The 19,401-nt window shown below is 72.3% G+C and carries 24 protein-coding genes; 14 read left to right on the forward strand and 10 right to left on the reverse strand.

Annotated features, from left to right (window positions below; translation table 11 throughout):
- Positions 1-27 precede the first annotated feature (27 nt).
- Positions 28-804 (forward strand): TetR/AcrR family transcriptional regulator, encoded by a 777-nt coding sequence (locus ACIBHY_RS34545; RefSeq protein WP_397252625.1) that lies wholly within the window; start codon positions 28-30, stop codon positions 802-804.
- Positions 805-1,093: 289 nt separating this feature from the next.
- On the opposite strand, the gene ACIBHY_RS34550 is transcribed toward ACIBHY_RS34545, so the two are convergent.
- Positions 1,094-2,452 carry an MFS transporter gene (locus ACIBHY_RS34550; RefSeq protein WP_397308886.1) on the reverse strand — a complete coding sequence of 453 codons (1,359 nt, stop codon included), beginning with the start codon at positions 2,450-2,452 and terminating at the stop codon, positions 1,094-1,096.
- 93 nt (positions 2,453-2,545) lie between these two features.
- Between ACIBHY_RS34550 and ACIBHY_RS34555 the strand changes: the two genes are divergently transcribed.
- Positions 2,546-3,451: a LysR family transcriptional regulator gene (locus tag ACIBHY_RS34555; RefSeq protein ID WP_397308887.1), complete on the forward strand. Its 906-nt coding sequence runs from the start codon at positions 2,546-2,548 to the stop codon at positions 3,449-3,451.
- Here ACIBHY_RS34555 and ACIBHY_RS34560 read toward each other — a convergent pair.
- Both ACIBHY_RS34560 and ACIBHY_RS34565 read right to left on the reverse strand, forming a co-directional pair.
- Positions 3,435-3,935 (reverse strand): MarR family winged helix-turn-helix transcriptional regulator, encoded by a 501-nt coding sequence (locus tag ACIBHY_RS34560; RefSeq protein WP_397308888.1) that lies wholly within the window; start codon positions 3,933-3,935, stop codon positions 3,435-3,437. The two genes, ACIBHY_RS34555 and ACIBHY_RS34560, sit on opposite strands and share 17 nt — an antisense overlap.
- Complete coding sequence (locus ACIBHY_RS34565; RefSeq protein ID WP_397252621.1) at positions 3,932-4,354, reverse strand: MarR family winged helix-turn-helix transcriptional regulator; 423 nt, start codon at positions 4,352-4,354, stop codon at positions 3,932-3,934. The genes ACIBHY_RS34560 and ACIBHY_RS34565 overlap by 4 nt, the downstream gene beginning before the upstream one ends.
- A gap of 63 nt (positions 4,355-4,417) precedes the next feature.
- Between ACIBHY_RS34565 and ACIBHY_RS34570 the strand changes: the two genes are divergently transcribed.
- Both ACIBHY_RS34570 and ACIBHY_RS34575 read left to right on the forward strand, forming a co-directional pair.
- Positions 4,418-4,990 carry a TIGR03086 family metal-binding protein gene (locus tag ACIBHY_RS34570; protein ID WP_397252620.1) on the forward strand — a complete coding sequence of 191 codons (573 nt, stop codon included), beginning with the start codon at positions 4,418-4,420 and terminating at the stop codon, positions 4,988-4,990.
- Positions 4,987-5,385, forward strand: coding sequence for a RidA family protein (locus ACIBHY_RS34575; protein ID WP_397252619.1), 399 nt, complete (start codon positions 4,987-4,989; stop codon positions 5,383-5,385). Before ACIBHY_RS34570 ends, ACIBHY_RS34575 begins: the two co-directional genes overlap by 4 nt.
- Here ACIBHY_RS34575 and ACIBHY_RS34580 read toward each other — a convergent pair.
- A complete protein-coding gene (locus ACIBHY_RS34580) occupies positions 5,382-5,942 on the reverse strand; it encodes a TetR/AcrR family transcriptional regulator (RefSeq protein WP_397252618.1) in 561 nt (186 codons plus the stop codon). The two genes, ACIBHY_RS34575 and ACIBHY_RS34580, sit on opposite strands and share 4 nt — an antisense overlap.
- Positions 5,943-5,979: 37 nt before the next feature.
- On the opposite strand from ACIBHY_RS34580, the gene ACIBHY_RS34585 reads away from it, so the two are divergent.
- Positions 5,980-7,170, forward strand: a complete 1,191-nt coding sequence (locus ACIBHY_RS34585) for a glycosyltransferase (protein ID WP_397308889.1) — start codon at positions 5,980-5,982, stop codon at positions 7,168-7,170.
- Between the two features lie 71 nt (positions 7,171-7,241).
- A complete protein-coding gene (locus tag ACIBHY_RS34590; protein ID WP_397252616.1) occupies positions 7,242-8,360 on the forward strand; it encodes a S1 family peptidase in 1,119 nt (372 codons plus the stop codon).
- Between the two features lie 74 nt (positions 8,361-8,434).
- Here the strand turns inward: ACIBHY_RS34590 and ACIBHY_RS34595 are convergent, their stop codons facing one another.
- Positions 8,435-9,208 carry an MBL fold metallo-hydrolase gene (locus ACIBHY_RS34595; protein WP_397308890.1) on the reverse strand — a complete coding sequence of 258 codons (774 nt, stop codon included), beginning with the start codon at positions 9,206-9,208 and terminating at the stop codon, positions 8,435-8,437.
- A gap of 76 nt (positions 9,209-9,284) precedes the next feature.
- Between ACIBHY_RS34595 and ACIBHY_RS34600 the strand changes: the two genes are divergently transcribed.
- Genes ACIBHY_RS34600 through ACIBHY_RS34610 form a run of 3 tightly spaced genes read left to right on the forward strand, consistent with a single transcriptional unit; the run spans position 9,285 to position 11,544 of the window.
- Positions 9,285-9,671, forward strand: a complete 387-nt coding sequence (locus tag ACIBHY_RS34600) for a MerR family transcriptional regulator (RefSeq protein ID WP_397109531.1) — start codon at positions 9,285-9,287, stop codon at positions 9,669-9,671.
- A 10-nt stretch (positions 9,672-9,681) separates the two neighbouring features.
- Positions 9,682-10,704 (forward strand): sigma-70 family RNA polymerase sigma factor, encoded by a 1,023-nt coding sequence (locus tag ACIBHY_RS34605; protein ID WP_397308891.1) that lies wholly within the window; start codon positions 9,682-9,684, stop codon positions 10,702-10,704.
- A gap of 30 nt (positions 10,705-10,734) precedes the next feature.
- Entirely contained in the window at positions 10,735-11,544 is an 810-nt protein-coding gene (locus tag ACIBHY_RS34610) for a YybH family protein (protein ID WP_397308892.1), read from the forward strand.
- On the opposite strand, the gene ACIBHY_RS34615 is transcribed toward ACIBHY_RS34610, so the two are convergent.
- A complete protein-coding gene (locus ACIBHY_RS34615; RefSeq protein ID WP_397252612.1) occupies positions 11,541-11,924 on the reverse strand; it encodes an ACT domain-containing protein in 384 nt (127 codons plus the stop codon). The genes ACIBHY_RS34610 and ACIBHY_RS34615 overlap by 4 nt on opposite strands.
- A gap of 75 nt (positions 11,925-11,999) precedes the next feature.
- Here ACIBHY_RS34615 and ACIBHY_RS34620 point away from each other — a divergent pair, with 75 nt between their 5' ends.
- Both ACIBHY_RS34620 and ACIBHY_RS34625 read left to right on the forward strand, forming a co-directional pair.
- Positions 12,000-12,449: a winged helix-turn-helix domain-containing protein gene (locus ACIBHY_RS34620; RefSeq protein WP_397308893.1), complete on the forward strand. Its 450-nt coding sequence runs from the start codon at positions 12,000-12,002 to the stop codon at positions 12,447-12,449.
- A 35-nt stretch (positions 12,450-12,484) separates the two neighbouring features.
- The gene (locus ACIBHY_RS34625; RefSeq protein WP_397252610.1) at positions 12,485-13,030 is read left to right on the forward strand and encodes a dihydrofolate reductase family protein; all 546 of its coding nucleotides are present in this window, start codon (positions 12,485-12,487) and stop codon (positions 13,028-13,030) included.
- On the opposite strand, the gene ACIBHY_RS34630 is transcribed toward ACIBHY_RS34625, so the two are convergent.
- The 3 genes from ACIBHY_RS34630 to ACIBHY_RS34640 all read right to left on the reverse strand — a co-directional run bounded on the left by ACIBHY_RS34630 (position 12,994) and on the right by ACIBHY_RS34640 (position 15,267).
- Positions 12,994-13,182, reverse strand: a complete 189-nt coding sequence (locus ACIBHY_RS34630; protein ID WP_397252609.1) for a DUF5708 family protein — start codon at positions 13,180-13,182, stop codon at positions 12,994-12,996. The two genes, ACIBHY_RS34625 and ACIBHY_RS34630, sit on opposite strands and share 37 nt — an antisense overlap.
- 90 nt (positions 13,183-13,272) lie before the next feature.
- Positions 13,273-13,671: a TetR/AcrR family transcriptional regulator gene (locus tag ACIBHY_RS34635; protein ID WP_397308894.1), complete on the reverse strand. Its 399-nt coding sequence runs from the start codon at positions 13,669-13,671 to the stop codon at positions 13,273-13,275.
- A 42-nt stretch (positions 13,672-13,713) separates the two neighbouring features.
- A complete protein-coding gene (locus tag ACIBHY_RS34640) occupies positions 13,714-15,267 on the reverse strand; it encodes a glycosyl hydrolase family 18 protein (RefSeq protein ID WP_397252607.1) in 1,554 nt (517 codons plus the stop codon).
- A gap of 236 nt (positions 15,268-15,503) precedes the next feature.
- On the opposite strand from ACIBHY_RS34640, the gene ACIBHY_RS34645 reads away from it, so the two are divergent.
- The 3 genes from ACIBHY_RS34645 to ACIBHY_RS34655 are packed head-to-tail and all read left to right on the forward strand — an operon-like array spanning position 15,504 to position 18,994.
- On the forward strand, positions 15,504-15,968 hold the full coding sequence (locus ACIBHY_RS34645; protein ID WP_397252606.1) for a hypothetical protein: 465 nt from the start codon (positions 15,504-15,506) through the stop codon (positions 15,966-15,968).
- On the forward strand, positions 15,968-16,273 hold the full coding sequence (locus ACIBHY_RS34650) for a winged helix-turn-helix domain-containing protein (protein ID WP_397252605.1): 306 nt from the start codon (positions 15,968-15,970) through the stop codon (positions 16,271-16,273). Before ACIBHY_RS34645 ends, ACIBHY_RS34650 begins: the two co-directional genes overlap by 1 nt.
- A gap of 3 nt (positions 16,274-16,276) precedes the next feature.
- Positions 16,277-18,994: an AAA family ATPase gene (locus tag ACIBHY_RS34655; protein ID WP_397308895.1), complete on the forward strand. Its 2,718-nt coding sequence runs from the start codon at positions 16,277-16,279 to the stop codon at positions 18,992-18,994.
- Here the strand turns inward: ACIBHY_RS34655 and ACIBHY_RS34660 are convergent.
- Positions 18,925-19,326, reverse strand: a complete 402-nt coding sequence (locus tag ACIBHY_RS34660; RefSeq protein ID WP_397308896.1) for a hypothetical protein — start codon at positions 19,324-19,326, stop codon at positions 18,925-18,927. The two genes, ACIBHY_RS34655 and ACIBHY_RS34660, sit on opposite strands and share 70 nt — an antisense overlap.
- Positions 19,327-19,401: the final 75 nt, after the last annotated feature.

Raw genomic sequence — 19,401 nt, forward strand, 5'->3', positions numbered from 1 at the left:
ATGTCTCAATCGTGGAGGGGTGGGCAAATGGCGGACGAGCCGACCGGGGTGGCCAGGCGGCGCCGCCGGCTGAGTGACGCCGAGACCGAGCGGCTCATGCTGCGGGCGGCGCTCGACATGGTCGGCAGGGCCGGGCTGACCGTGAGCCTGGAGCACATCAGCTTCGAGGAGGTCATCAGGGAGGCGGGGGTGGCCAGGAGCGCGGTGTACCGGCGCTGGCCGTACAAGGACCTGTTCTTCAGCGATCTGCTCAAGGAGCTCGCGAAGGGCGAGACCCCGGCGCTCGCGGGAGACGGGCCGGCGGCGCTCGCGGCCGTGCGGCGGGTGGTCGGCGCGCACGCGGAGTGGCGGCGCGATCCCGGACTGCGGCTCGCGCTCGCGGGAGAGGCGCTGCGCGGGCTGGCCTGGCAGGAGTTCGAGGGGTTTCACCGCTCGGCCGAGTGGCGCACCTACCTGGCCCTGCACGCGACGTTCCTCAGCCTGCCCGACGGTGGGCTGCGGCAGGAGGTGTGCGAGGCGCTGGCCGCCTCTGAGCGGGCACTGACCGCCAGGCTGGCGGCGTTCTACCGGGAGGCGGCCGGGCTCTTCGGCCTGCGCCTGCGGCCCGGCGCCACCTACGAGAGCGTGGCGGCGATGGCGGGCGCCACCGTGCGGGGACTGGTGCTCATGACGCCGGCCGACCCCGGTGTCCTCACGCGAAGGATCATGGCGAGCCCTTTCGGCGCCCCGGAGCCCGCCGAGTGGTCGGAGCCCGCGCTGGCGGTGGCCGCGGTGATCCTGGCGTTCTTCGAGGCGGACGGGTAAATCACTGCGCAGGGGCGGCTCCTGGACGGGTCCGCTGGCCGTCACCGATTCGGGCACCGTCGCCCCCATCATGATCGACGCCTACGGCACCGGCGCCAGGCCCGTCGTGAAGGGCCACGGCGAGGCCGTCGAGATCTTCTACGGCCGCCGCACAGCCCGGACAGCAAGTACGCCGACTCGCCGCGCCTGCGCGCCGGCGGCCCGGCCATCGACCTCGGCACTACCAAGTCGACGACCTCGACCTGGCCGGAGTAGCCGTGGGCAAGGACGGCGCCATCGAGGCCGGCGCCTACGAGTACTGACGCGCGGGGTCACCCGAGCGCGGTCTCGCCGCCCGGCTCGCGAGCCACCCCAGCGAGACCGCGCCGCCCACCAGCACCACGGCCGCCACCACCAGGTAGGCGGCGCCGGTGCCGCTCGCGGCGGCGACCGTTCCCATGACCGCCACGCCGACGGCGCTGCCCAGTTCGCGGGCGGCGCTGTTGAGCCCCGATCCGAGCCCGGCCCGCTCGGACGGCAGCGCCGCCATGATCTCGTGGGAGAGCACGGGCAGGCACAACCCCATGGCCGCGCCCATCACCACGAGCCCCGCCGCATAGACCGGGTACGGCATCGCCGCGTCGGCGAACGACAGCAGGACCAGCCCGGCCACGTTGCCGGCGAGCCCGGCGGCCACCGCGGGCAGCCGCGGCAGGCGGCCCGACATCCGCGAGAGCACGATCATCGGGACCGTCATCGGCAGGATCGCCAGCCCGGTCAGCAAGGGGGAGAAGCCCTTGACCTCCTGGAGATAGCGGGCGTTGACGAAGAACAGGGCGAACATCCCGAAGAACGTCACCGCCACGCCCAGGGTGCCCGCGCGCAGCCCGGCCGCGCGAAACAGCCTCGGGTCGAGGAGCGGCAGGGCCGTACGGGACTGGTGGACGGTGAACCAGGCGAACAGCAGCAGCGCGCCGGCGAAGGCGGCGAGCACTACCGGGCTGGTCCAGCCCGCCTCGGGGCCTTCGATGATGCCGCCGACGAGCGCGATGGACGCGGCGGTCAGCAGCGCCGCGCCCAGCAGGTCGAGTGCGGCTTCGTGCCGGGCCACACGGGGCGCCAGGCGGGCGGCGAGCACCGCGAGGACCGCGGCGACGGGCACCATCACCGCGAAGAGCGCCTGCCACGGCAGAAACTGCATGATCAGCCCGCCGCCGACGTTGCCGGCCACTCCGGCGACGCCGGTGGCGGCGGTCCAGACGGCGACGGCGTGAGCGCGTCGTTCCGGCGGGTGGGCGTGGACGGACAGGGCGAGCGAGGCGGGCATGATCATCGCCGCGCCCGCTCCGCTGAGCGCGCGGGCGGCGATCAGGACGGCCACGTTCGGGGCGAGGGCGGCGGCCAGGCAACCGGCCGCGAACACGCCGAGCCCGGCCAGCAGCACGCCCTTGCGGCCGAAGCGGTCTCCCGCCGCGCCGGCGGGGATGAGCAGGCAGGCGAAGACCAGGACGTAGGAGTCGACGATCCAGACGAGCTGTGACGGCGACGGGTGCAGGCCGCTCGCGGCGAGCGTGGGCAGGGCGAGGTTGACGGCGGCGACCAGGGCGATCGCCGCGACCACGGCGGCCGACATGACGGCGAGAACCGGGCCGGGCCTGGTGACGGGCATGGATGTCCCCTTGGCATGAGGTGGATGGATTCCGCGGATTCACCGTAGGGTGGAGTCCGGCTTAACCTCAAATGCAACTTTGGCAGGTGATATATGCGTCAAACGCAACCGAGTCTCGACCTGCTGATCGCGCTCGACGTGCTGCTCGACGAGGGCAGCGTCTCCGGGGCCGCGCGGCGGCTGCACCTGTCCGAGCCGGCGATGAGCAGGACGCTCGGCCGGATCCGGGTGGCGATGGGAGATCCGATCCTGGTCAGGTCGGGTCAGCGGATGGTGCCGACGCCGCGGGCGCTGGCCGTGCGGGCGGAGGTGCGCGCGGTCGTGGAGGCGGCGCGCCGGGTGTTCACGCCGCCGGGCGAGCCGGACCCGGCGACGCTGGTGCGCGACTTCGTGGTGCAGGCCTCCGACGCGGTGATCCAGGCCGCGGCCGCGCCCCTGCTGACCGAGCTGGCCGTCTCGGCGCCGGGGGTGCGGTTGCGCTTCATCCCCGAGGGGCCGGGCGACCAGCGTGTCCTGCGTGAGGGCCTGGCCGACCTGGAGGTCACCGTCATCACCGACCCCGAGCCGGAAACCCTGGTCGAGCCGCTGGTCCGCGACCGTCCCGTGGGGGTGGTGCGGGCCGGGCACCCGCTGCTGGACGGCCCGATCACACCGGAGCGCTTCGCCGCCGCCGAGCACGTCATCGCCTCGCGCAGAGGGCGTACCCGCGGCCCGATCGACGACGCGCTGGCCGCCGTGGGTCTCTCCCGCCGGGTGCGGGGAACGGTCCCGACGTTCACCGCCTCCCTCCTCCTGGCGCGGGAGACCGACCTGGTCGGCATGGCGGGCGAGTGGCAGGTCAGGTCGGCGGTGGAACTCCTGGGCCTGGTGACCTTCCCGATCCCGGTGGACCTGCCCCCGATCGAGCTCTCGCAGGCCTGGCATCCCCGCCACGACGCCGACCCGGCGCACGCCTGGTTGCGCGCCCGCATGCGGGCCGTCTTCAGCCCTCCGGGTTGATCCACGCGGGGTCGGCGGCGAGCTTCTCCGCGATGCGGTCGTGGAAGCTCCTGCGCTCCAGCGCCCGCTCGACGTCCAGGACCACCTGCCCGAGCGGGTAGGGGATCTCGGACTCGAGCTCGGCCAGGGCGCTCTCGGTGGCGCGCCACTCGGCCATCAGCCGGTCGATCATGCCGGTGGCCCGCTCGGTCAGCATGACCTGCTTGCTGCGGGCGTCGGCGCCGGTGACGGTCTCGACCAGCCCCGCCCGCCGCATGGCGGCGACCTTCTGGCTCAGCGCCGAGTGCGTACGCTGCACGGCCTCGGCCAGTTCCTTGATGGTCATCGGCCCCCGCAGATGCAGCTTGATCAGCTCCATCACATAGCTGGGCTTGAGCCCGTCGATGCGCGCCTCGGTGTAGAGGCGGGCGATGTCCTCGTCCATGCGGGCCTGGAGGAGACGGAGGGCCCGCCAGTGGCTGATCTCGGTGGGGTCCTGGGTCACGGGGCCACATTATTGGCCAGCGTCTCGGCCCCTCGGAGAAAAGCCTCGCGGTCGGCGGGGGACAGGGCCGCGAGCAGGCGTTCCTCGCCTTCCTGGATGTCGGCCCGCGCCGCCCGCCGCCTGCGCCGCCCCTCGTCGGTGATCGCCAGGAGCCGGGCCCTGCGGTCGCCGGGATCCGGCTCACGGGTGATCAGCCCGGCCTCCTGAAGCCGGTCGAGGGTCCCGATGATGCGCGTCTTGTCGGCGCCGACCGCCTCCGCGAGCGCGGCCTGGGTACGCACCGGCCCGTCGTCCAGCGCGCTGAGCACCACATAGGCCCACATGGAGATCCCGTGGGGCTCCAGCACCCGGATCTCCGCGGCGATCAGGGCCTTCACCAGCGGATGGAGCATCGCGGCGAGGTCGCGGCGTTCGGTCACCCCATCACGATATCGATTGACTTACGATAAGCCCATGCGGATGATAGGCGCATGCTTATAGAAATGAACGCCCGCGCCGTCCGGGCGAGCGTCGCGCTCGTGGACCGGGTGCGCGCGGCCGACCTGGCCAGGCCGACCCCGTGCGCCGGATGGACCCTGCGAGACCTGCTCGCGCACATGACCGCCCAGCACCACGGCTTCGCCGCCGCCTCCAGAGGCGAAGACGGGCTCGACGCGTGGCGGCCGCGCGACCTGGGTGAGGATCCGGCAGGCGCCTACCGCGCGGCGGCGGAGCACGTGCTGGCCGCCTTCGCCGGCGACGTCGTGGCCGCGTTCCCGCTGCCGGAGCTCGGTGTGGTCGTGCCGGCGGAGCGGGCGATCGGCTTCCACTTCATCGACTACGTCGTCCATGCCTGGGACGTGGCCAGGACGCTGGGCGTGGCCCTGGAGTTCGAGGCCGACCTGCTCGACGCCGCGCTCCCCGTGGCCGAGGCCGTACCCGGAGGTCGGGCCCGTACGGTTCCCGACGCCTCCTTCGCCCCGGAGGTAGCGTGGCCCGGGGGTACACGGCTTGACCGGATCGTCGCGATGCTGGGCCGTTCCCCTGCCTGGCCGGACCAAGGAGAGAGATCATGAGTGTTCGTCTTGAGTACAGCGACCGCCTGGCGCGGGTCGAGTACGCCTACGCCGCGGTGGCCGACGCCCCGGTGCGCAACATCTGGGTGGCCGGCGCCTGCCCCCTCGACGCCGAAGGCAGGACCGTCGCGGTGGGCGACGTGGCCGGGCAGGCCGGCCAGGTGATGCGCAACCTCGTGATCTCCCTGGAGGAGGTGGGCGCCAAGCTGACCGACATCGCCAAGACCACCGTGTACGTGGCCTCCACCAGCCAGGCCGACCTGGTCGCCGCGTGGAAGGTCTACCGCGAGTACATGGGCGGCCACGAGGCCCCCAGCACCCTGCTCGGCGTGGCCGCGCTCGGCTACGCCGACCAGCTCGTCGAGGTGGAGGCGGTGGCCGTCCTCCCGCTCTAGTCCAGCAGCCGGTCCAGGTAGCGGTCCACGATCGTCTCGACGGCCTGCGGGCTGTAGTAGCCGATCAGAGCCGGGTGCACCAGCCCCTGGGCCATGGCGAACAGCGCGCTCGCCTCCTGCTCCGCGTCCAGGTCGGGGCGTACGGCTCTGATCACGCTCGCGTAGAACCCCAGCACGAACGGCAGGCCGTTGCGCAGCACCTCGGCCAGATCGTCGGCCACGACCGACCTGGCCAGGTACGCCATCCCGATCCTGGCCTCGGTCCGCCGGGCCTCGTCCAGCGGCAGGAGTTCCAGGATGCCTGCCCGCAGGATCTCCCTGGGTGAGCCGCTCACCTCGCCGATCCGCTCGGTGATGCGCAGGTGCAGATGTTCCATGGCCAGCAGCAGCATCTCGTCCTTGGTCGTGAAGTAGTGCTGCACCAGACCCATGCTGACGCCGGCCTCGGCGGCGACCTCGCGCAGGCTGACGCCGTCGATGCCGTGGGCGTCGATGAGCCGATGCACCGCTTCGGCGATCTGGCGGCGCCGTAGCTCGTGGTCGACGACTTTGGGCATCTTGACTCCTTTGCCATGCGACTGCATTGTAAAAAGCATGCGCGTTGTGATCATAGGAGTGGGCACGAGGGGTGACGTAGCCCCCTACACAGGGCTGGGTGCGCGGATCCGCGCGGCGGGCCACGAGGTGGCGATCGCCGCCCACGCACCCTATTCAAGCCTGGTCACCGACGCGGGGCTGGACTTCCGCGCGATACCGGGCGACCCGGCGGCGATACTCGGCACCCGCAAATGGGCCGGCTTCGCCGACTACGCCAGACAGGTCACCGACGGCATCGTGGACGTCGCCACGGCCGGCGCGGACCTGCTGCTCCTCGGCGTCTCCGCGTCCGCCGGGTACCACGTGGCCGAGGCCATGGGCATCCCGAGCATGGGCGTACACCTGCAGCCGGTGGAGCCGACCGGCGACTTCCCGCCGGTCATGGGCGCCTTCCGCCGTTCGCTGGGCAGGTGGGGCAACCGCGCGGCGGCCCGCCTCATGTTCGCCGGGCCCTCGCCGGCGCACTCCGGTTCCGCCAAGAAGCTGCGCGCCCGGCTGGGGCTGGCGCCGATGAGTTCGCGGGCGGTGTACCGGCGGCGCGAGTCGAGCCGCTGGCCGGTCTTCCACGGCTACAGCCCGAGCGTCCTGCCCCGACCGGCGGACTGGCGCCCCGGACTGGAGGTGTCAGGCTACTGGTGGCCGGCGCCCCGGCCCGCGTGGACGCCGCCCGGCGACCTGGCGGGCTTTCTCGACGCCGGGCCGCCGCCGGTGTTCGTCGGCTCGGGCAGCCATGGCGGCGCCGCGGCCGAGCGCTTCACCGACCTGGCCCTGGCCGCGCTGCGCCTGGCCGGTCTGCGCGGCATTCTGCAGACCGGCGTGACGGGGCCGCTCACCGGCGACGTGCTGGGCGTGGGCGAGGTGCCGCACGAGTGGCTGTTCCCTCGTATGGCGGCGGTGGTGCACCACGCGGGCGCCGGGACCGCCGCGGCCGGGCTGCGGGCGGGGGTTCCCGCGGTGGCGATGCCGGTCTGGGGCGACCAGCCGCTCTGGGCGGGGCGGCTGGGGCGGCTGGGGGTGGCCCCGGCTCCGCTCACCGGGCGGATCACCGCCGAACGGCTGGCATCGGCGGTGGCCGAGGCGGTGCCGCGCCGTACCCGGGCTGAGGAAATCGCGGGCCGGATCGCGGCCGAGGACGGTGCCGCGCCCGTGGTAGAGGCCGTGGAACGCGCTTGCATAACGTCCTTATAAGGACCCCTTTGGGATGGAAAGGCCCGTACGGCAAACGTTAATTTGACAGCACCCCCCGAAAAGGAGTGCATATGTCGAGTCAACGCTCCGCACTCGTCACCGCCACGATCGTGGCTCTCTGCTTAGCGGGCCCGGTTACCGCCGCCCACGCAGATCCCCCGTCCGCCGCCCCCGAGCAGGCGCCCCCGGCCATGGTCGACGCCATGGAGCGGGACCTCGGTCTCACCGAGCAGCAGGTGCACACCCGCCTCGCCAACGAGCAGCGCGCCGCCGCCGCGGAAGCCAAGCTCACCACCCAGCTCGGCGCCTCGTACGCGGGCTCCTGGCTGAACGCCGACGCCTCCAAGCTCAACGTCGCCACGACCGACAAGGCCGCCACCGCGTCGATCGAGGCCCAGGGCGCTCAGCCCGTCGTCGTCTCACGTACGCTTGCCCAGCTCACCGCCGTCAAGGACCAGCTTGACGCGGCCGCCGCCAAGGGCTCGGGCGCGCTGTGGTTCGTCGACGTGACCACCAACACCGTCGCCGTCCAGGCCGCCACGCTGGAAGCCGGGGAGGCCCTCGTGGCCGCCGCGGGCGTGGACCGCACCGCCGTGCAGGTCTCGGTGACGACCGAGAGCCCCCAGCCGTTCATCGACATCATCGGCGGCGCCGCCTACTACATCGGCTCCAGCCGGTGCAGCGTGGGCTTCTCCGTCACCCAGGGCACGACCCCCGGCTTCGTGACCGCCGGTCACTGCGGCCGCGTCGGCTCGCGCACGACCAGTCCGACGGGCACGTTCCGTGGCTCGTCGTTCCCCGGCAACGACTACGCGTGGGTCGCGGCTCCCGGCAACACGGTCCGTCCGTGGGTGCGCGGGTCCGGCGGCCAGAACGTGATCGTCCGCGGCTCGACCCAGGCCTCCGTAGGAGCCTCGATCTGCCGCTCCGGCTCCACCACCGGATGGCGCTGCGGAACCATCCAGCAGCACAACGCCACGGTGCGCTACCCCCAGGGCACCGTCAACGGCCTGACCCGCACCAGCGCGTGCGCGCAGCCCGGTGACTCCGGTGGCTCGTTCATCTCCGGCAGCCAGGCCCAGGGCGTCACCTCTGGCGGTTCTGGCAACTGCTCCAGCGGAGGAACGACCTATCACCAGCCGGTCAACGAGATCCTCGGGGCCTACAGCTTGAGGCTCGTGGTCGGCTGAACCCAGACCCGGGTGGATTCCCCCGCCTGACCCGGGTCCCACGGCGTGCCCGGCGCGATTCGCGCCGGGCACGCTCATGTCCGGGGCGCGTGCCTCGCGAACTCCCACGGGTCGTGCGCGGAGATCACCTCCACGCCGTGCTCGTGCCGCAGTACGCGCAGCCGTTCCCGGCTGGCCAGGCGCAGTTCGGCGTCCACCTGGGAGGAGTTCTGCAGGATGTCCATGAGCGGGTGGACCTCCGGCCCCTTCTCGTCCAGCTCGCGGTGGTAGAAGTAGGCGTCGCCGGCGTGGAACAGCCAGCCCGTGCCGCCCCGCACCGCGACCCCCGCGTGCCCGCGTGTGTGCCCGCCCAGCGGGACCAGCAGAAACTCGGGTGGAAGTCCGGTCAGGGGCACGGCGCCCGCCATGCCGTACCAGCTCTCGCCCGAGGGACGGTAGGTCTCCCACAGCGGGCCGTGCGCCCAGTGGCCGGGCCGGTAGCGGCGGCTGGGCGCCTCCTCGAGCGCCGCCTCCAGCTCGGCCGCCATCACGTGGACCCGCGCCCGCGGGAAGTCGGGCAGCCCGCCGCTGTGGTCCACGTCGAGGTGGGTGAGCACGATGTGCCGCACGTCGGCCGGGTCGTACCCCAGCGCGGCGACCTGCCGCACGGCCGTCTCCGCCGGGCGAAGGGCGGGCTCGACGGCCCGCGTCCATTCGGGGTCGAGCAGTTCGCCTGGCCTGGCCACGTCGTCCTGCCCGAGCCCGGCCTCGACCAGCACCAGCCCGGAGGCAGGGGTCTCGACCAGCAGGGCGTGGCAGACGGCCGCGGCGGCCGGCAGGGAGTCGTCGGTGGCGTCGATGGTCCGCATGGAAGCGAGATTGAGGTGATGAACTCTCATGCCGGATAGGCTCCTACTTGAACCGCGCTTCAAGTCAAGGAGTCAGATGGAACTCGACATCGGCGAAGTGGCGCGCCGCTCCGGACTGGCCCCGTCGGCGCTGCGCTTCTACGAGCGCAAGGGCCTCATCGCCGCCGACGGCCGTAACGGCCTGCGCCGCGCCTACCACCCCGGCATCCTCGACCGGCTCGCGCTCATCACCTGCGCCCGCGACGCCGGATTCACGCTCGCCGAGATCGCCCGCTTCCTGAGTGCCCGCCCCGGGGACGAGGTCCTGCGCGCCCACCTCGCCGCCAAGGAGCGCGAGGTGGACGAGCGCGTCGAGCAGCTCACCCGCCTGCGCGACAGCCTGCGCCACGCCGCCGTCTGCGACCACGACCCGCTCGTGGAGTGCCCGGAATTCAAGCAGGCGGTACGGCGAGCCCGCAGGTGAGGATGGGGACATGGACGACACCACGGCCGAAGAGCTCCTGGCCGCCGCGCGCGCCGGTGACGACGACGCCTTCGGCAAACTGGTCGGCCCGCTGCGCGACGAGCTGCGCGCCCACTGCTACCGCATGCTGGGCTCGCTCCACGACGCCGAGGACGCGGTTCAGGAGGCGCTCGACCGGGCCTGGCGATCCCTGCCCCGCTTCGAGGACCGGGGCGGCGTCCGGCCCTGGCTGTACAAGATCGCCACGAACAGGTCGCTCACGCTGATCGAGCGCCGCGGGCGCCGCGAGCTGCCGGCCGATCTGAGCCCGGACGGCGCGCCGCTGGCGGAGAAGGCGTGGCTGGAGCCGTACCCCGACCGGCTGATGACCTGGTCCGCCGAGCTAGGGCCCGAGGCCAGGGCGCTGGCCCGCGAGAGCGTGGAGCTGGCGTTCGTGGCGGCCCTGCAGCACCTGTCGCCCCTGCAGCGGGCGGTGCTCCTGCTGCGCGACGTGCTCGGCTACGCCGCGCGCGAGGCCGCCGACCAGCTCGGCACCACGGTCGCGGCGGTCAACAGCGCTCTGCAGCGGGCCAGGAAGGTCCTGGCCGGGCTCCTGCCCGAGACCAGCCAGCGCCAGACGCTCGACACGCTGGGCGAGGCCGCGCAGCGGGAACTGGCCCAGCGCTACATGGCCGCCTGGGAGGCCCGCGACGTCGCCTCGATCGTGGCCATGCTCACCGACGACGCCAAGTACTCCATGCCGCCGCTGACCGTCTGGTACCAGGGCCACGCCGGCATCCGCGGCTTCCTGGAGGACGGCCCGCTGACCTACCGCTGGCGCATCCTGCCCGCCCACGCCAACGGCCAGATCGCCTTCGCCACCTACATGTGGGACACCGAACGCGACGCCTACGTCCCCACCGGCCTCGACCTGCTCGGCCTGCGCGGCGCGCGGATCGCCGAGGTCGTCTCCTTCCTTCAGGCCGACTTCTCCGCGTACGGCCTGCCGACCTCGCTGCCCCGCGATGAGTTCTCGCCACCACCCGGGTTGTAGTCCCGAAGGCACCAACCGAAGGGACCGACCATGAAGACCGACGAGCAGCGGATCCGCACCCTGATCGAGAACTGGGCCGAGGCGGTGCACCGCGGCGACCTGGAAGGCGTGCTGGCCGACCACGCCGAGGACATCGTGATGTACGACGTGCCGCCGCCCCACCAGGGCGTGCGCGGCATCGACGCCTACCGCGAGACCTGGCCGCCCTTCTTCGAGTGGCAGGCCTCGGGGGCGGTGTTCGAGATCGAGTCGCTGGAGGTCACGGCGGGCGACGACGTGGCCTTCGCCCACGCGCTGCTGCGCTGCGGCACCGAGCGGGAGTTCGCCGAAGACCCGGGCAACCGGCTGCGGCTGACGATCGGCCTGCGCAAGGAGGAAGGCCGGTGGGTCGTCACCCACGAGCACCACTCCTTCCCGCTCACCGTGCCCGCCGACGCCGAGCGGGAGATCCGCGAACTGCACGAGACCTGGTCGCGCCAGACCGCCGCAGGCGACCTCGACGGCATGATGGCGACCATCGCCGGCGACGTGGTCTCCTACGAGCACGAGACGCCGCTGGAGTACCGGGGCGTCGAGGCCGTGCGAGAGGTCTGCGCGCGCGGTCTCGAAACCCCGGGCGTCACCCTGGACAACCCCGGCCTGACGGTGCTGACCAGGGACGACCTCGCGGTGGCCTGGTGCGTCAACGTCGTACGCGGCGAGGGCTTCGAGACCTGGTCACGCGCGACGCGGATCTTCCGGCGCGGGGGCGGCCGCTGGCTGATGGTCCACCAGCACCTGTCCTACCCCCAGGACCTGGAGACCGGCCAGGCCCGCACCGACCTGCGGCCCCAGGTCTAGCCGAGGTTCTTGGCGTCCACCCGGTGCCCGGCCCGCTCCAGGACCTCCACGGCCTCCCGGACGCGGTGCTCGGGCACCAGGACCAGGTCCGCGTGGAAGGTCGAGGCCACGAACACCGGGATCGACGCCTCGGCCAGCGGGCTCACGACCGCCGCCAGCATGCCGGGGGTGTCCAGGCCGTGGGCGGTGGCGCCGCCGTACAGGCCGATCCAGCGCTCGCCGGAACCGGTCGGCCAGGTCTCGCGCACCACGGTCAGGCCCTCGGGAGCGCGCACCAGCGCGATCCACTCGTCGTCCTCGGGGAAGGTGGCGTGGGGCAGGTGCTCCACCGCGAACACGGACGGCACGACGCCCAGGCGCTGGGCAGTGGGTGAGCTCATGAGGCTCACCCTAGGGCTCCTGGGCGGGAGGCGGCTTTCCGAAATAGCCTGGTAGCTGACACAATCGACGTGCTCATGCCGACCATGGACGGGCTGACGATGTTCCAGAAGATCCGCAGCCGCTCGGCCCCGCCCGAGCCGGCGGCCGCTCCCCAGCCGCCGCAGCCCCAGCCCCCGGTACGGCCCCGCCCCGCCACCCAGGTCATCCGGGCGGGCAAGCTCGTCCTCGACCTGGGCGAGCACGCCGCCTACGTCACCGGACACCGCCTCGACCTGCCGTTCGTCGAGTTCAAGCTCCTCGCCCAGCTGGCCGCCCACCAGGGCGTGCCCCAGTCGATGGGCCGCCTGCTGATGGCCGGGTGGGGCACCGGCGACGTGCCCGGCGGCCGGGACATGGTGAAGTCGGCCGTCTACCGCCTGCGTTCCCGGCTCAGCCAGGCCGACCTGAACACCACCTACATCCGCACGCTGCGCGGCGTCGGCTACGTGATGCCCGTCCAGCCCAGATACCTATACCGCGACTGATTCCCGCCCGGGTCGCCGTCCGTAGGGTCGGAGGCATGGGTTTCAAGTCTTGTGTCTTCATCGGCGTCAGCGTCGACGGCTTCATCGCCCGGCTCGACGGCGACCTCCAATGGCTGCTCAGCAGGGGTGAGGCGACCGGCGAGTACGGCTACGACGACTTCATCGCGGACATCGACACGATCGTGATGGGCCGCGGCACCTACGAGGCGGGTCTCGGGTTCGGCGAGGAGAACTGGCCGTACACCGGGCTGAACGTCGCGGTGCTCAGCACCGGTCTGGAGAGCGACGATCCGCGGATCACGATCTACCGGAGCCTGGACGAGGTGGTCGAGGGTCTCAACGCGCGGGGCGTCAAGGCCGCCTACATCGACGGCGGCCAGGTCATCCAGTCGTTCCTGCGCGCGGGGCTGATCGACGAGATGACGATCAGCACGGTGCCGGTGCTGATCGGCACCGGCATCCCGCTGTTCGGGCCGCTGGAGGCCGACATCTCGCTGCGGCACCTGTCGACGAGGACGCTGGACGCGGGGATGGTCCAGACGACCTACGCGGTCGAGCGGACGGCCTTGAAGACGCCGTAGAGGAACTCAAGGCCGCCGACCACCATGAGGACGACGCCGATCTTCGACGGGGTGAAGATGACGATCTCGACGTCCAGTCCCCACAGCCACAGCGCCAGACCGGCGGCGAAGGTGACCAGGCCGGTGATGAGGGTCTTGCGGGCGGATGTCATGTCAACCTCTTCTGTTCCAGCAACGACTGTCTGGACAGAACGGTAGCGACCGGGACACCGTGCATCTTCCTGCCGGTTGACGATTCCGGACTACATCTTTCTGCTCATGCCCGGCAGAGCCATGGTGATCGTCCTGGCCGCGAAGCCGTGGTCCAGGGGGCCGGTGCGCTGCAGCCAGCGGCTGAGCAGCGGCCCCCACAGCAGGTCGACGGCGGCGTCGAGGTCGAGGTCGGGGTCGAGCTGACCGGCCTCCTGGGCCGCGCGCAGTCGGCGGCGCTTGAGCTCACGCACCGGCCCGCCCATGGTCATCAGCAAAGCGTCGAGGAGCACCGCCCCCTTGGACGGCCACCAGCGGTAGATGGTCTGCTTTCCCACCCCGGCCCGGGAAGCGATGCCCTCGACGCTCAGCTTGCTATAGCCGATCTCGCCCACGAGGTCGAAGGCAGCCGTGAGAATGGCCTGCCTGGAGGCCTCGTTGCGGCGGGTCACGAGATCGACGTTATCAGAGACGAGACGGTCCGTCTCTGTTAATTATCTCCCTTGCAAGGCCTTGACGTTGTCGCCGAACGTCCAGTTCTTGGAGCCGTCCCAGTTGATGGACCAGGTCATCAGGCCCTTGAGCTGGCCGCTGAAGCTGTTCCAGCTCTGGGAGACGAGCGAGGGCGACATGTAGCCGCCACCGGCGCCGGGCTGCGCGGGCAGTCCTGGCACCTGCTTGTCGTACGGCACGCGGATCGTCGTCCCCTGGATGACCAGGCCGTTGTTCAGGCAGGTCGTCTGGGCGACGAAGCCCTGGACGGTCCCGGCCGAATAGGAGTCGCCCGCGCAGCCGTACATGCTGCCGTTGTAGTACTGCATGTTCAGCCACCACAGGCGGCCGTTGTCGGCGTACTTCTTGATGATCGGCAGGTAGGCGCCCCAGATCGAGCCGTAGGTGACGCTGCCGCCGGTCACGTACGCGGTCTCCGGCGCCATGGTCAGGCCGAAGTTCGACGGCATCTGGGCGAGCACGCCGTCGATGATGCGGATGAGGTTCGACTGCGAGGCCGACAGCGTGTTGATGTTGCCGCTGCCGGTCAGGCCGGTCTCGATGTCGATGTCGATGCCGTCGAAGTTGTAGCGCTTGAGAATCGGCACCACGGTCGCGACGAACCGGTCGGCGACGGTGCTGGAGCTGAGGTCGATGCCGGCGGCGGCGCCGCCGATGGACATCAGGATGGTCGCGCCCGCCGCCTTGGCCTGGCACATCTCGGCCGGGGTGGAGACCTTGACGGTCACGTCCATGCCGTCCTCCCACAGCACGGTGCCGTCGGAGCGGATGACGGGGAAGGCGGCGTTGATCACGTTGTAGCCGTGCGCCTTCATGCGCGCGTCCGTGATCGGGGTCCAGCCGAAGGGCGGGTGCACGCCGTTGATCGCGCCGTCCCAGTTCTCCCAGTAGCCCTGCAGAACCTTGCCGGTGGGCCGCGACTTCACCGCGCAGGTGGTGTCGGTGGGCGTCGGCGTGGGCGTCACGGTGGGGGAGATGGTCGGGGTCGGGGAGACGGTCGGGGTGGGGCTGATCGTGGGCGTCGGGGTGATGGTCGGGGTCGGGGTCGGGCCGCCGGGGCCGTCGAAGCTGACGTCGTCGGCGTAGTAGGTGCCTTGGCCGTACCAGCCGTGCAGGTAGACCTCGGCCGTGTTCTGGTTCGCGCCGGTCGTGAAGGAGACCGACAACTGCGTGTAGGTGGTGGAGGAGGCCCAGCGGGCGCTGCCTCCGGTGACGCCGAGGTAGACGTAGCTGCCGCGCACCCAGGCGGTCAGCGTGTACGCGGTGCTCGGCCGTACGCTCACCGACTGGGTGCACTTGGCGTTGTCGGATCCGCTCGCGGCGCCCGCCAGCGCCTGCGAGCCGGAGTGCACGGGGGTCGTGACCGCCGACCCGAGGCCGCCGGTACACGACCAGGGGGACAGGGCTCCTGACTCGAAGCCCGGGTTCACGAGGAGGTTGGCTGCTTGGGCCGAGGTCTGGACGACCAGGACGCCGGCCAGCGCCAGTACTAAGGATGCGGCCAGCACGAGGAGGCGCGACGATGCTCGCCTCATTGACGTTCGCTTCATTGGCGGACAACCCTTCTGCCGCTTCTGTGCGCGGCAGGTCACAGGACATGACGGAAAAACAGGGTTGCGAGGCTGGGGGCTCGCGCCGGGTTAACCCGAATTATCGAGATAAATCCCCGCGATGTCTATGACGAGGATCATCCGGAACCTCGACGACTTTCCTCAGAGGAAAGTACATGGTACTTTCCTGTCAGGAAAGTGGTCCGACGAACGGGGATGCCATGAACGAGTACGACGCCCGATCCGCCCTCGACGACATCCGGCGCGGCGAGGACATCACACGCCGGGAGATCGCCCGCCAGGCCACCGCCCGGCCCTACGTGTTCCTCGCCGCGCTCGGCCTCTTCGCCGCCCTGGCCGGCACCGACCTCCCCAATCCCTGGCACCTCGTCGCCCTCGTCCTCGGCATGGGGCTCTACGCGGCGACGGGCATCGTGCGGGAGCACCGGGCAACCGCGCGCGGGAAGTCGACCGGCCTCCACTTCCTGCTGCACGCCGGGTGGATCGCCGCCCTCTTCGTGATCTTCGTCATCGGGCGCATGGCCGCCTTCTTCCTGTTCGGGATCCCGGCCGAGGGGCTGTGGTCGCAGGCCACCGTGGGCGCCGCCGCCGTCGCCGTGGTCTACCTGGCCACCACGCCCCTGCTCCGCCGTGCCATCCTTGCGATCATGAGGGGCAACGGCTGATGGACCCGGAGTTCGACGACTTCCTGCACGTGCCCGCGAGGCTCTCGGTCCTGGCGCTGCTCGCCCCGGCCGAGTGGGTGGACTTCGCCTTCCTCCGCGACACGGTCGGCACCAGCGACTCGGCCCTGTCCAAGCAGGTGTCCGCACTGGCCGGAGCCGGATACGTCGAGGTACGCAAGGGCCAGGAGAGCAGAGCCAGACGCACCCACGTACGGCTCACGCCGCAGGGCCGCCAGGCCTTCCAGCGCCACGCCGCCGCACTCCAGCGCATCGTGGCCGCCGCGCAGGCGCAGGCGGGGGCGTGACCTGTGCTGCACGGACGCTCCTCCGAACTGGCCGCCGTCGACCGGCTCGTCCGGGTCGCGCGAGCCGGCGGCAGCGGCGTCCTGGTCGTGCGCGGCGAGCCGGGCATCGGCAAGTCGGCGCTGCTCGACAGCGCCGCCACCGCCGCCGCGGCGGGCATGCGGGTGCTGCGCGGCTGCGGGATCGAGTTCGAGGCCGAACTGCCCTTCGCCGGGCTCCACCTGCTGCTCCGGCCGGTGCTCGACGGGGTGGCCGGCCTGCCGGCGCCGCAGCGGCGGGCGCTGGAGAGCGCGTTCGGGCTGGGGCCCGCCGTACCTGCTGACCGGATGCTCGTCGGGCTGGCCGTCCTGTCGCTGGTGTCGGAACTGGCCGCGGACGTGCCGCTGCTCTGCCTGGTCGACGACGCGCAGTGGCTCGACCGGCCCTCCGCGGAAGCGCTGCTGTTCGCGGCCAGACGGCTGGGCGCCGAGTCCACCGCCATGATCTTCGCGGCCCGCGACGGCCGGCCCGCCTTCGCCGCGCCCGGCCTGCCCTCGCTCTCCCTGACCGGGCTCGCGCCGGAGGACGCCGCCGCCCTGGTCGACGAGCGCGACGCCACGCTGGCGCCGGACGTACGCGCCCGCGTGCTGGCCGAGGCCGCCGGCAACCCGCTCGCCCTCATCGAACTGCCCCTCGTGCTCGACGCGGGCACGTGCGGACCCCTGCCCCTGACCGACCGGCTCCAGTCCGCCTTCCACGGCCAGGTCGCCCGCCTGCCCGCGCCGACGCGCGAACTGCTCCTGCTCGCCGCCGCCGACGACAGCGGCGAACTCACCGTGATCCTGCGCGCCGCGTCCCACGATGTACGGCACCTGCCGCCCGCGATCGAGGCCGGCCTGGTCCGCCTCGACGAGGCCGACCGGCGGATCGCCTTCCGCCATCCCCTGGTCCGCGCCGCCGTCTACCAGGGCGCCACCCTCGATCAGCGACTCGCCGCCCACCGCGCCCTGGCCGACGCGCTGGCCGGGACCGAACGCGCGGACCTGCGCGCCTGGCACCTGGCCGCCGCCGCCACCGGCACGGACGAGCGGGCCGCGGCCGAACTGGAGCGCGCGGCCGCCCAGGCCGCCGAGCGCAACGGCCACGCCGCCGCGGCCGCCGCCTACGAGCGCGCCGCCGAACTCAGCCCGCCCGCGCGCGGCAGGCTGTTCGTCCAGGCGGCAGAGGCGGCGCTGGCCGCCGGCGAACTGGACAGGGCACGCACCCTGGCCGAACGCGCCCGCCCCGAACTCCGCGACACCCCGCCGCCGAGTGCCCGCCCCGAGACCCGCGACACCCCGCTGAACCGCAGGTGCGCTCGCGCGCTCGCCGCCGCCCTGTCCGGGCAGGGCGCCTTCCGCCAGGCCAACCTCGTGCTCATCGAGCAGGTCGCGGCGGGCAGGGACGACGACCCCGACGCCGCGCTCGGCACGCTCATGGACGCGGTCGGCAACGCCTGGTTCGCCGGGGACCGCGACATGGTCGCGCGCACCGCCGACCAGCTCGACGCCATCGGCGGGGGAGCGGGGCCGTTCCGCCTGGTCCAGGACTGGATCGTCTCGCTGGCCATGGAGCGCTCCACGGAGGGACTGCCGCCCATGGGGGAGGTCGTGGCCGCCGCCCGCCGCGGGCACGCCAGGCCGCTCCACCTCATGCACATCGCCGGGCTCGGCCTCATCGCGGGCCTCGACTACCAGGCCTACGACCTGACGGCCGAGGTCACCGCCGAGAGCCGGGCGGCGGGGACGATCGGCCTGCTGCCTCCGGCCCTGTACCACCTGGCGGTCGCGGAGAGCACGCTCGGCCGGCACCGCGACGCCGCGGGCAGCGCCACCGAGGCGCTCACGATCGCGGAGGACACCGGCCAGTGGCAGTGGAGCAGCCTGTCCGCCGGCGTGCTGGCCTATCTCGCGGCCATCGAGGGGGACGAGGAGCGCTGCCGCGCGCTGGCCGACCGGACCAGGTCGTCCTCCGACGGGAAGATCTTCTCGCCGGGCGCGCCACGGGCCGACTGGGCGCTCGGGCTGCTCGACCTCGCCCACGGCCGGGCCGAACGGGCGCTGGAGCACCTGGAACGGGTGGCGGAAGGTCCCGCCCGCCACCAGCTGCCCGGTCAGCGCTGCGCTCCCGACCTGGTGGAGGCGGCGGTACGGCTGGGCAGCCCGGAGCGGGTGGCGGAGCCGTACCGGCGATTCGCGGAGCTCGCGCGGCGGCTGCGGCGCTCCGCGGTCGGCGCGCTGGCCGAGCGGTGCGCCGCGCTGCTGGAGCCCGGCGCCGAGGAGCACTACCGCGCCGCGCTCCACCTGCACGAGCAGGACAGCAGGACGTTCGAGCACGCGCGCACCGAACTGCTCTACGGCGAGTGGCTGCGGCGTGCCCGCCGCAAGGCGGAGGCGCGCACGCACCTGACCGCGGCGCTGGAGCGCTTCGACCGCGTCGGCGCCCGGCCGTGGGCGGAACGCGCCGACGCCGAACTGCACGCCACCGGCCTCACGATCCGCCGCGCGGCGCCCGGCGTGCTCGCCGAGCTGACCCCGCAAGAGCTGCAGATCGTACGGCTGGCCGCGCAGGGCCTGTCCAACCGGGACATCGCCGCCCAGCTGTTCATCAGCCCGCGCACGGTGGGTCACCACCTCTACAAGGCCTTCCCCAAACTGGGTGTCGCCTCGCGCGCCGAGCTGGCCGGCCTGCCTCTCCACGACTGAACGACGAACCGCCGCACCGCCGGGGCCGCCCCGGTGACATACCCGCCGATCCCCGCCGCCACCAGCACGCCGAGCCTGACCAGGTCCCCTTCGGCGAACGTCAGCACTCCCAGGCCGTTGACCAGGAACCCGGTCACGAACAACCAGGCGATGCTGGCGGCGGCCAGCGCCACGAGCAGGCTCCGCGCCCACAAGGAGTAGGCCCCGACCAGCGACGCCACCACCACCGTCCGGGCCGCGGCCTCCGGGAACAGCGGCGCGGCCACCGCGCAGGACAACACGGCCGTGACGAAAGCGCCGACGACCAACCCTCCGAGCGGCAAGGTACGCATACATCCAGGTAACACCGCAGGTCAGCCGATGTCCGCTATCTATACGCCATCCCCTCGCAACGCATACGCGATATT

The sequence above is a fragment of the Nonomuraea sp. NPDC050547 genome, assembly GCF_044457345.1.
Taxonomy (GTDB): domain Bacteria; phylum Actinomycetota; class Actinomycetes; order Streptosporangiales; family Streptosporangiaceae; genus Nonomuraea.

What these genes read in the sequence shown, in the direction of transcription:
- ACIBHY_RS34640 (WP_397252607.1), bottom strand. Translation starts at nt 15,267, where the DNA reads ATGAGGCGAGCATCGTCGCGCCTCCTCGTGCTGGCCGCATCCTTAGTA.
- ACIBHY_RS34550 (WP_397308886.1), bottom strand. Translation starts at nt 2,452, where the DNA reads ATGCCCGTCACCAGGCCCGGCCCGGTTCTCGCCGTCATGTCGGCCGCC.
- ACIBHY_RS34630 (WP_397252609.1), bottom strand. Translation starts at nt 13,182, where the DNA reads ATGACATCCGCCCGCAAGACCCTCATCACCGGCCTGGTCACCTTCGCC.
- ACIBHY_RS34595 (WP_397308890.1), bottom strand. Translation starts at nt 9,208, where the DNA reads ATGCGGACCATCGACGCCACCGACGACTCCCTGCCGGCCGCCGCGGCC.
- ACIBHY_RS34545 (WP_397252625.1), top strand. Translation starts at nt 28, where the DNA reads ATGGCGGACGAGCCGACCGGGGTGGCCAGGCGGCGCCGCCGGCTGAGT.
- ACIBHY_RS34585 (WP_397308889.1), top strand. Translation starts at nt 5,980, where the DNA reads ATGCGCGTTGTGATCATAGGAGTGGGCACGAGGGGTGACGTAGCCCCC.
- ACIBHY_RS34570 (WP_397252620.1), top strand. Translation starts at nt 4,418, where the DNA reads ATGAACGCCCGCGCCGTCCGGGCGAGCGTCGCGCTCGTGGACCGGGTG.
- ACIBHY_RS34580 (WP_397252618.1), bottom strand. Translation starts at nt 5,942, where the DNA reads ATGCCCAAAGTCGTCGACCACGAGCTACGGCGCCGCCAGATCGCCGAA.
- ACIBHY_RS34610 (WP_397308892.1), top strand. Translation starts at nt 10,735, where the DNA reads ATGAAGACCGACGAGCAGCGGATCCGCACCCTGATCGAGAACTGGGCC.
- ACIBHY_RS34600 (WP_397109531.1), top strand. Translation starts at nt 9,285, where the DNA reads ATGGAACTCGACATCGGCGAAGTGGCGCGCCGCTCCGGACTGGCCCCG.
- ACIBHY_RS34625 (WP_397252610.1), top strand. Translation starts at nt 12,485, where the DNA reads ATGGGTTTCAAGTCTTGTGTCTTCATCGGCGTCAGCGTCGACGGCTTC.
- ACIBHY_RS34615 (WP_397252612.1), bottom strand. Translation starts at nt 11,924, where the DNA reads ATGAGCTCACCCACTGCCCAGCGCCTGGGCGTCGTGCCGTCCGTGTTC.
- ACIBHY_RS34590 (WP_397252616.1), top strand. Translation starts at nt 7,242, where the DNA reads ATGTCGAGTCAACGCTCCGCACTCGTCACCGCCACGATCGTGGCTCTC.
- ACIBHY_RS34605 (WP_397308891.1), top strand. Translation starts at nt 9,682, where the DNA reads ATGGACGACACCACGGCCGAAGAGCTCCTGGCCGCCGCGCGCGCCGGT.
- ACIBHY_RS34645 (WP_397252606.1), top strand. Translation starts at nt 15,504, where the DNA reads ATGAACGAGTACGACGCCCGATCCGCCCTCGACGACATCCGGCGCGGC.
- ACIBHY_RS34650 (WP_397252605.1), top strand. Translation starts at nt 15,968, where the DNA reads ATGGACCCGGAGTTCGACGACTTCCTGCACGTGCCCGCGAGGCTCTCG.
- ACIBHY_RS34660 (WP_397308896.1), bottom strand. Translation starts at nt 19,326, where the DNA reads ATGCGTACCTTGCCGCTCGGAGGGTTGGTCGTCGGCGCTTTCGTCACG.
- ACIBHY_RS34620 (WP_397308893.1), top strand. Translation starts at nt 12,000, where the DNA reads ATGCCGACCATGGACGGGCTGACGATGTTCCAGAAGATCCGCAGCCGC.
- ACIBHY_RS34555 (WP_397308887.1), top strand. Translation starts at nt 2,546, where the DNA reads ATGCGTCAAACGCAACCGAGTCTCGACCTGCTGATCGCGCTCGACGTG.
- ACIBHY_RS34575 (WP_397252619.1), top strand. Translation starts at nt 4,987, where the DNA reads ATGAGTGTTCGTCTTGAGTACAGCGACCGCCTGGCGCGGGTCGAGTAC.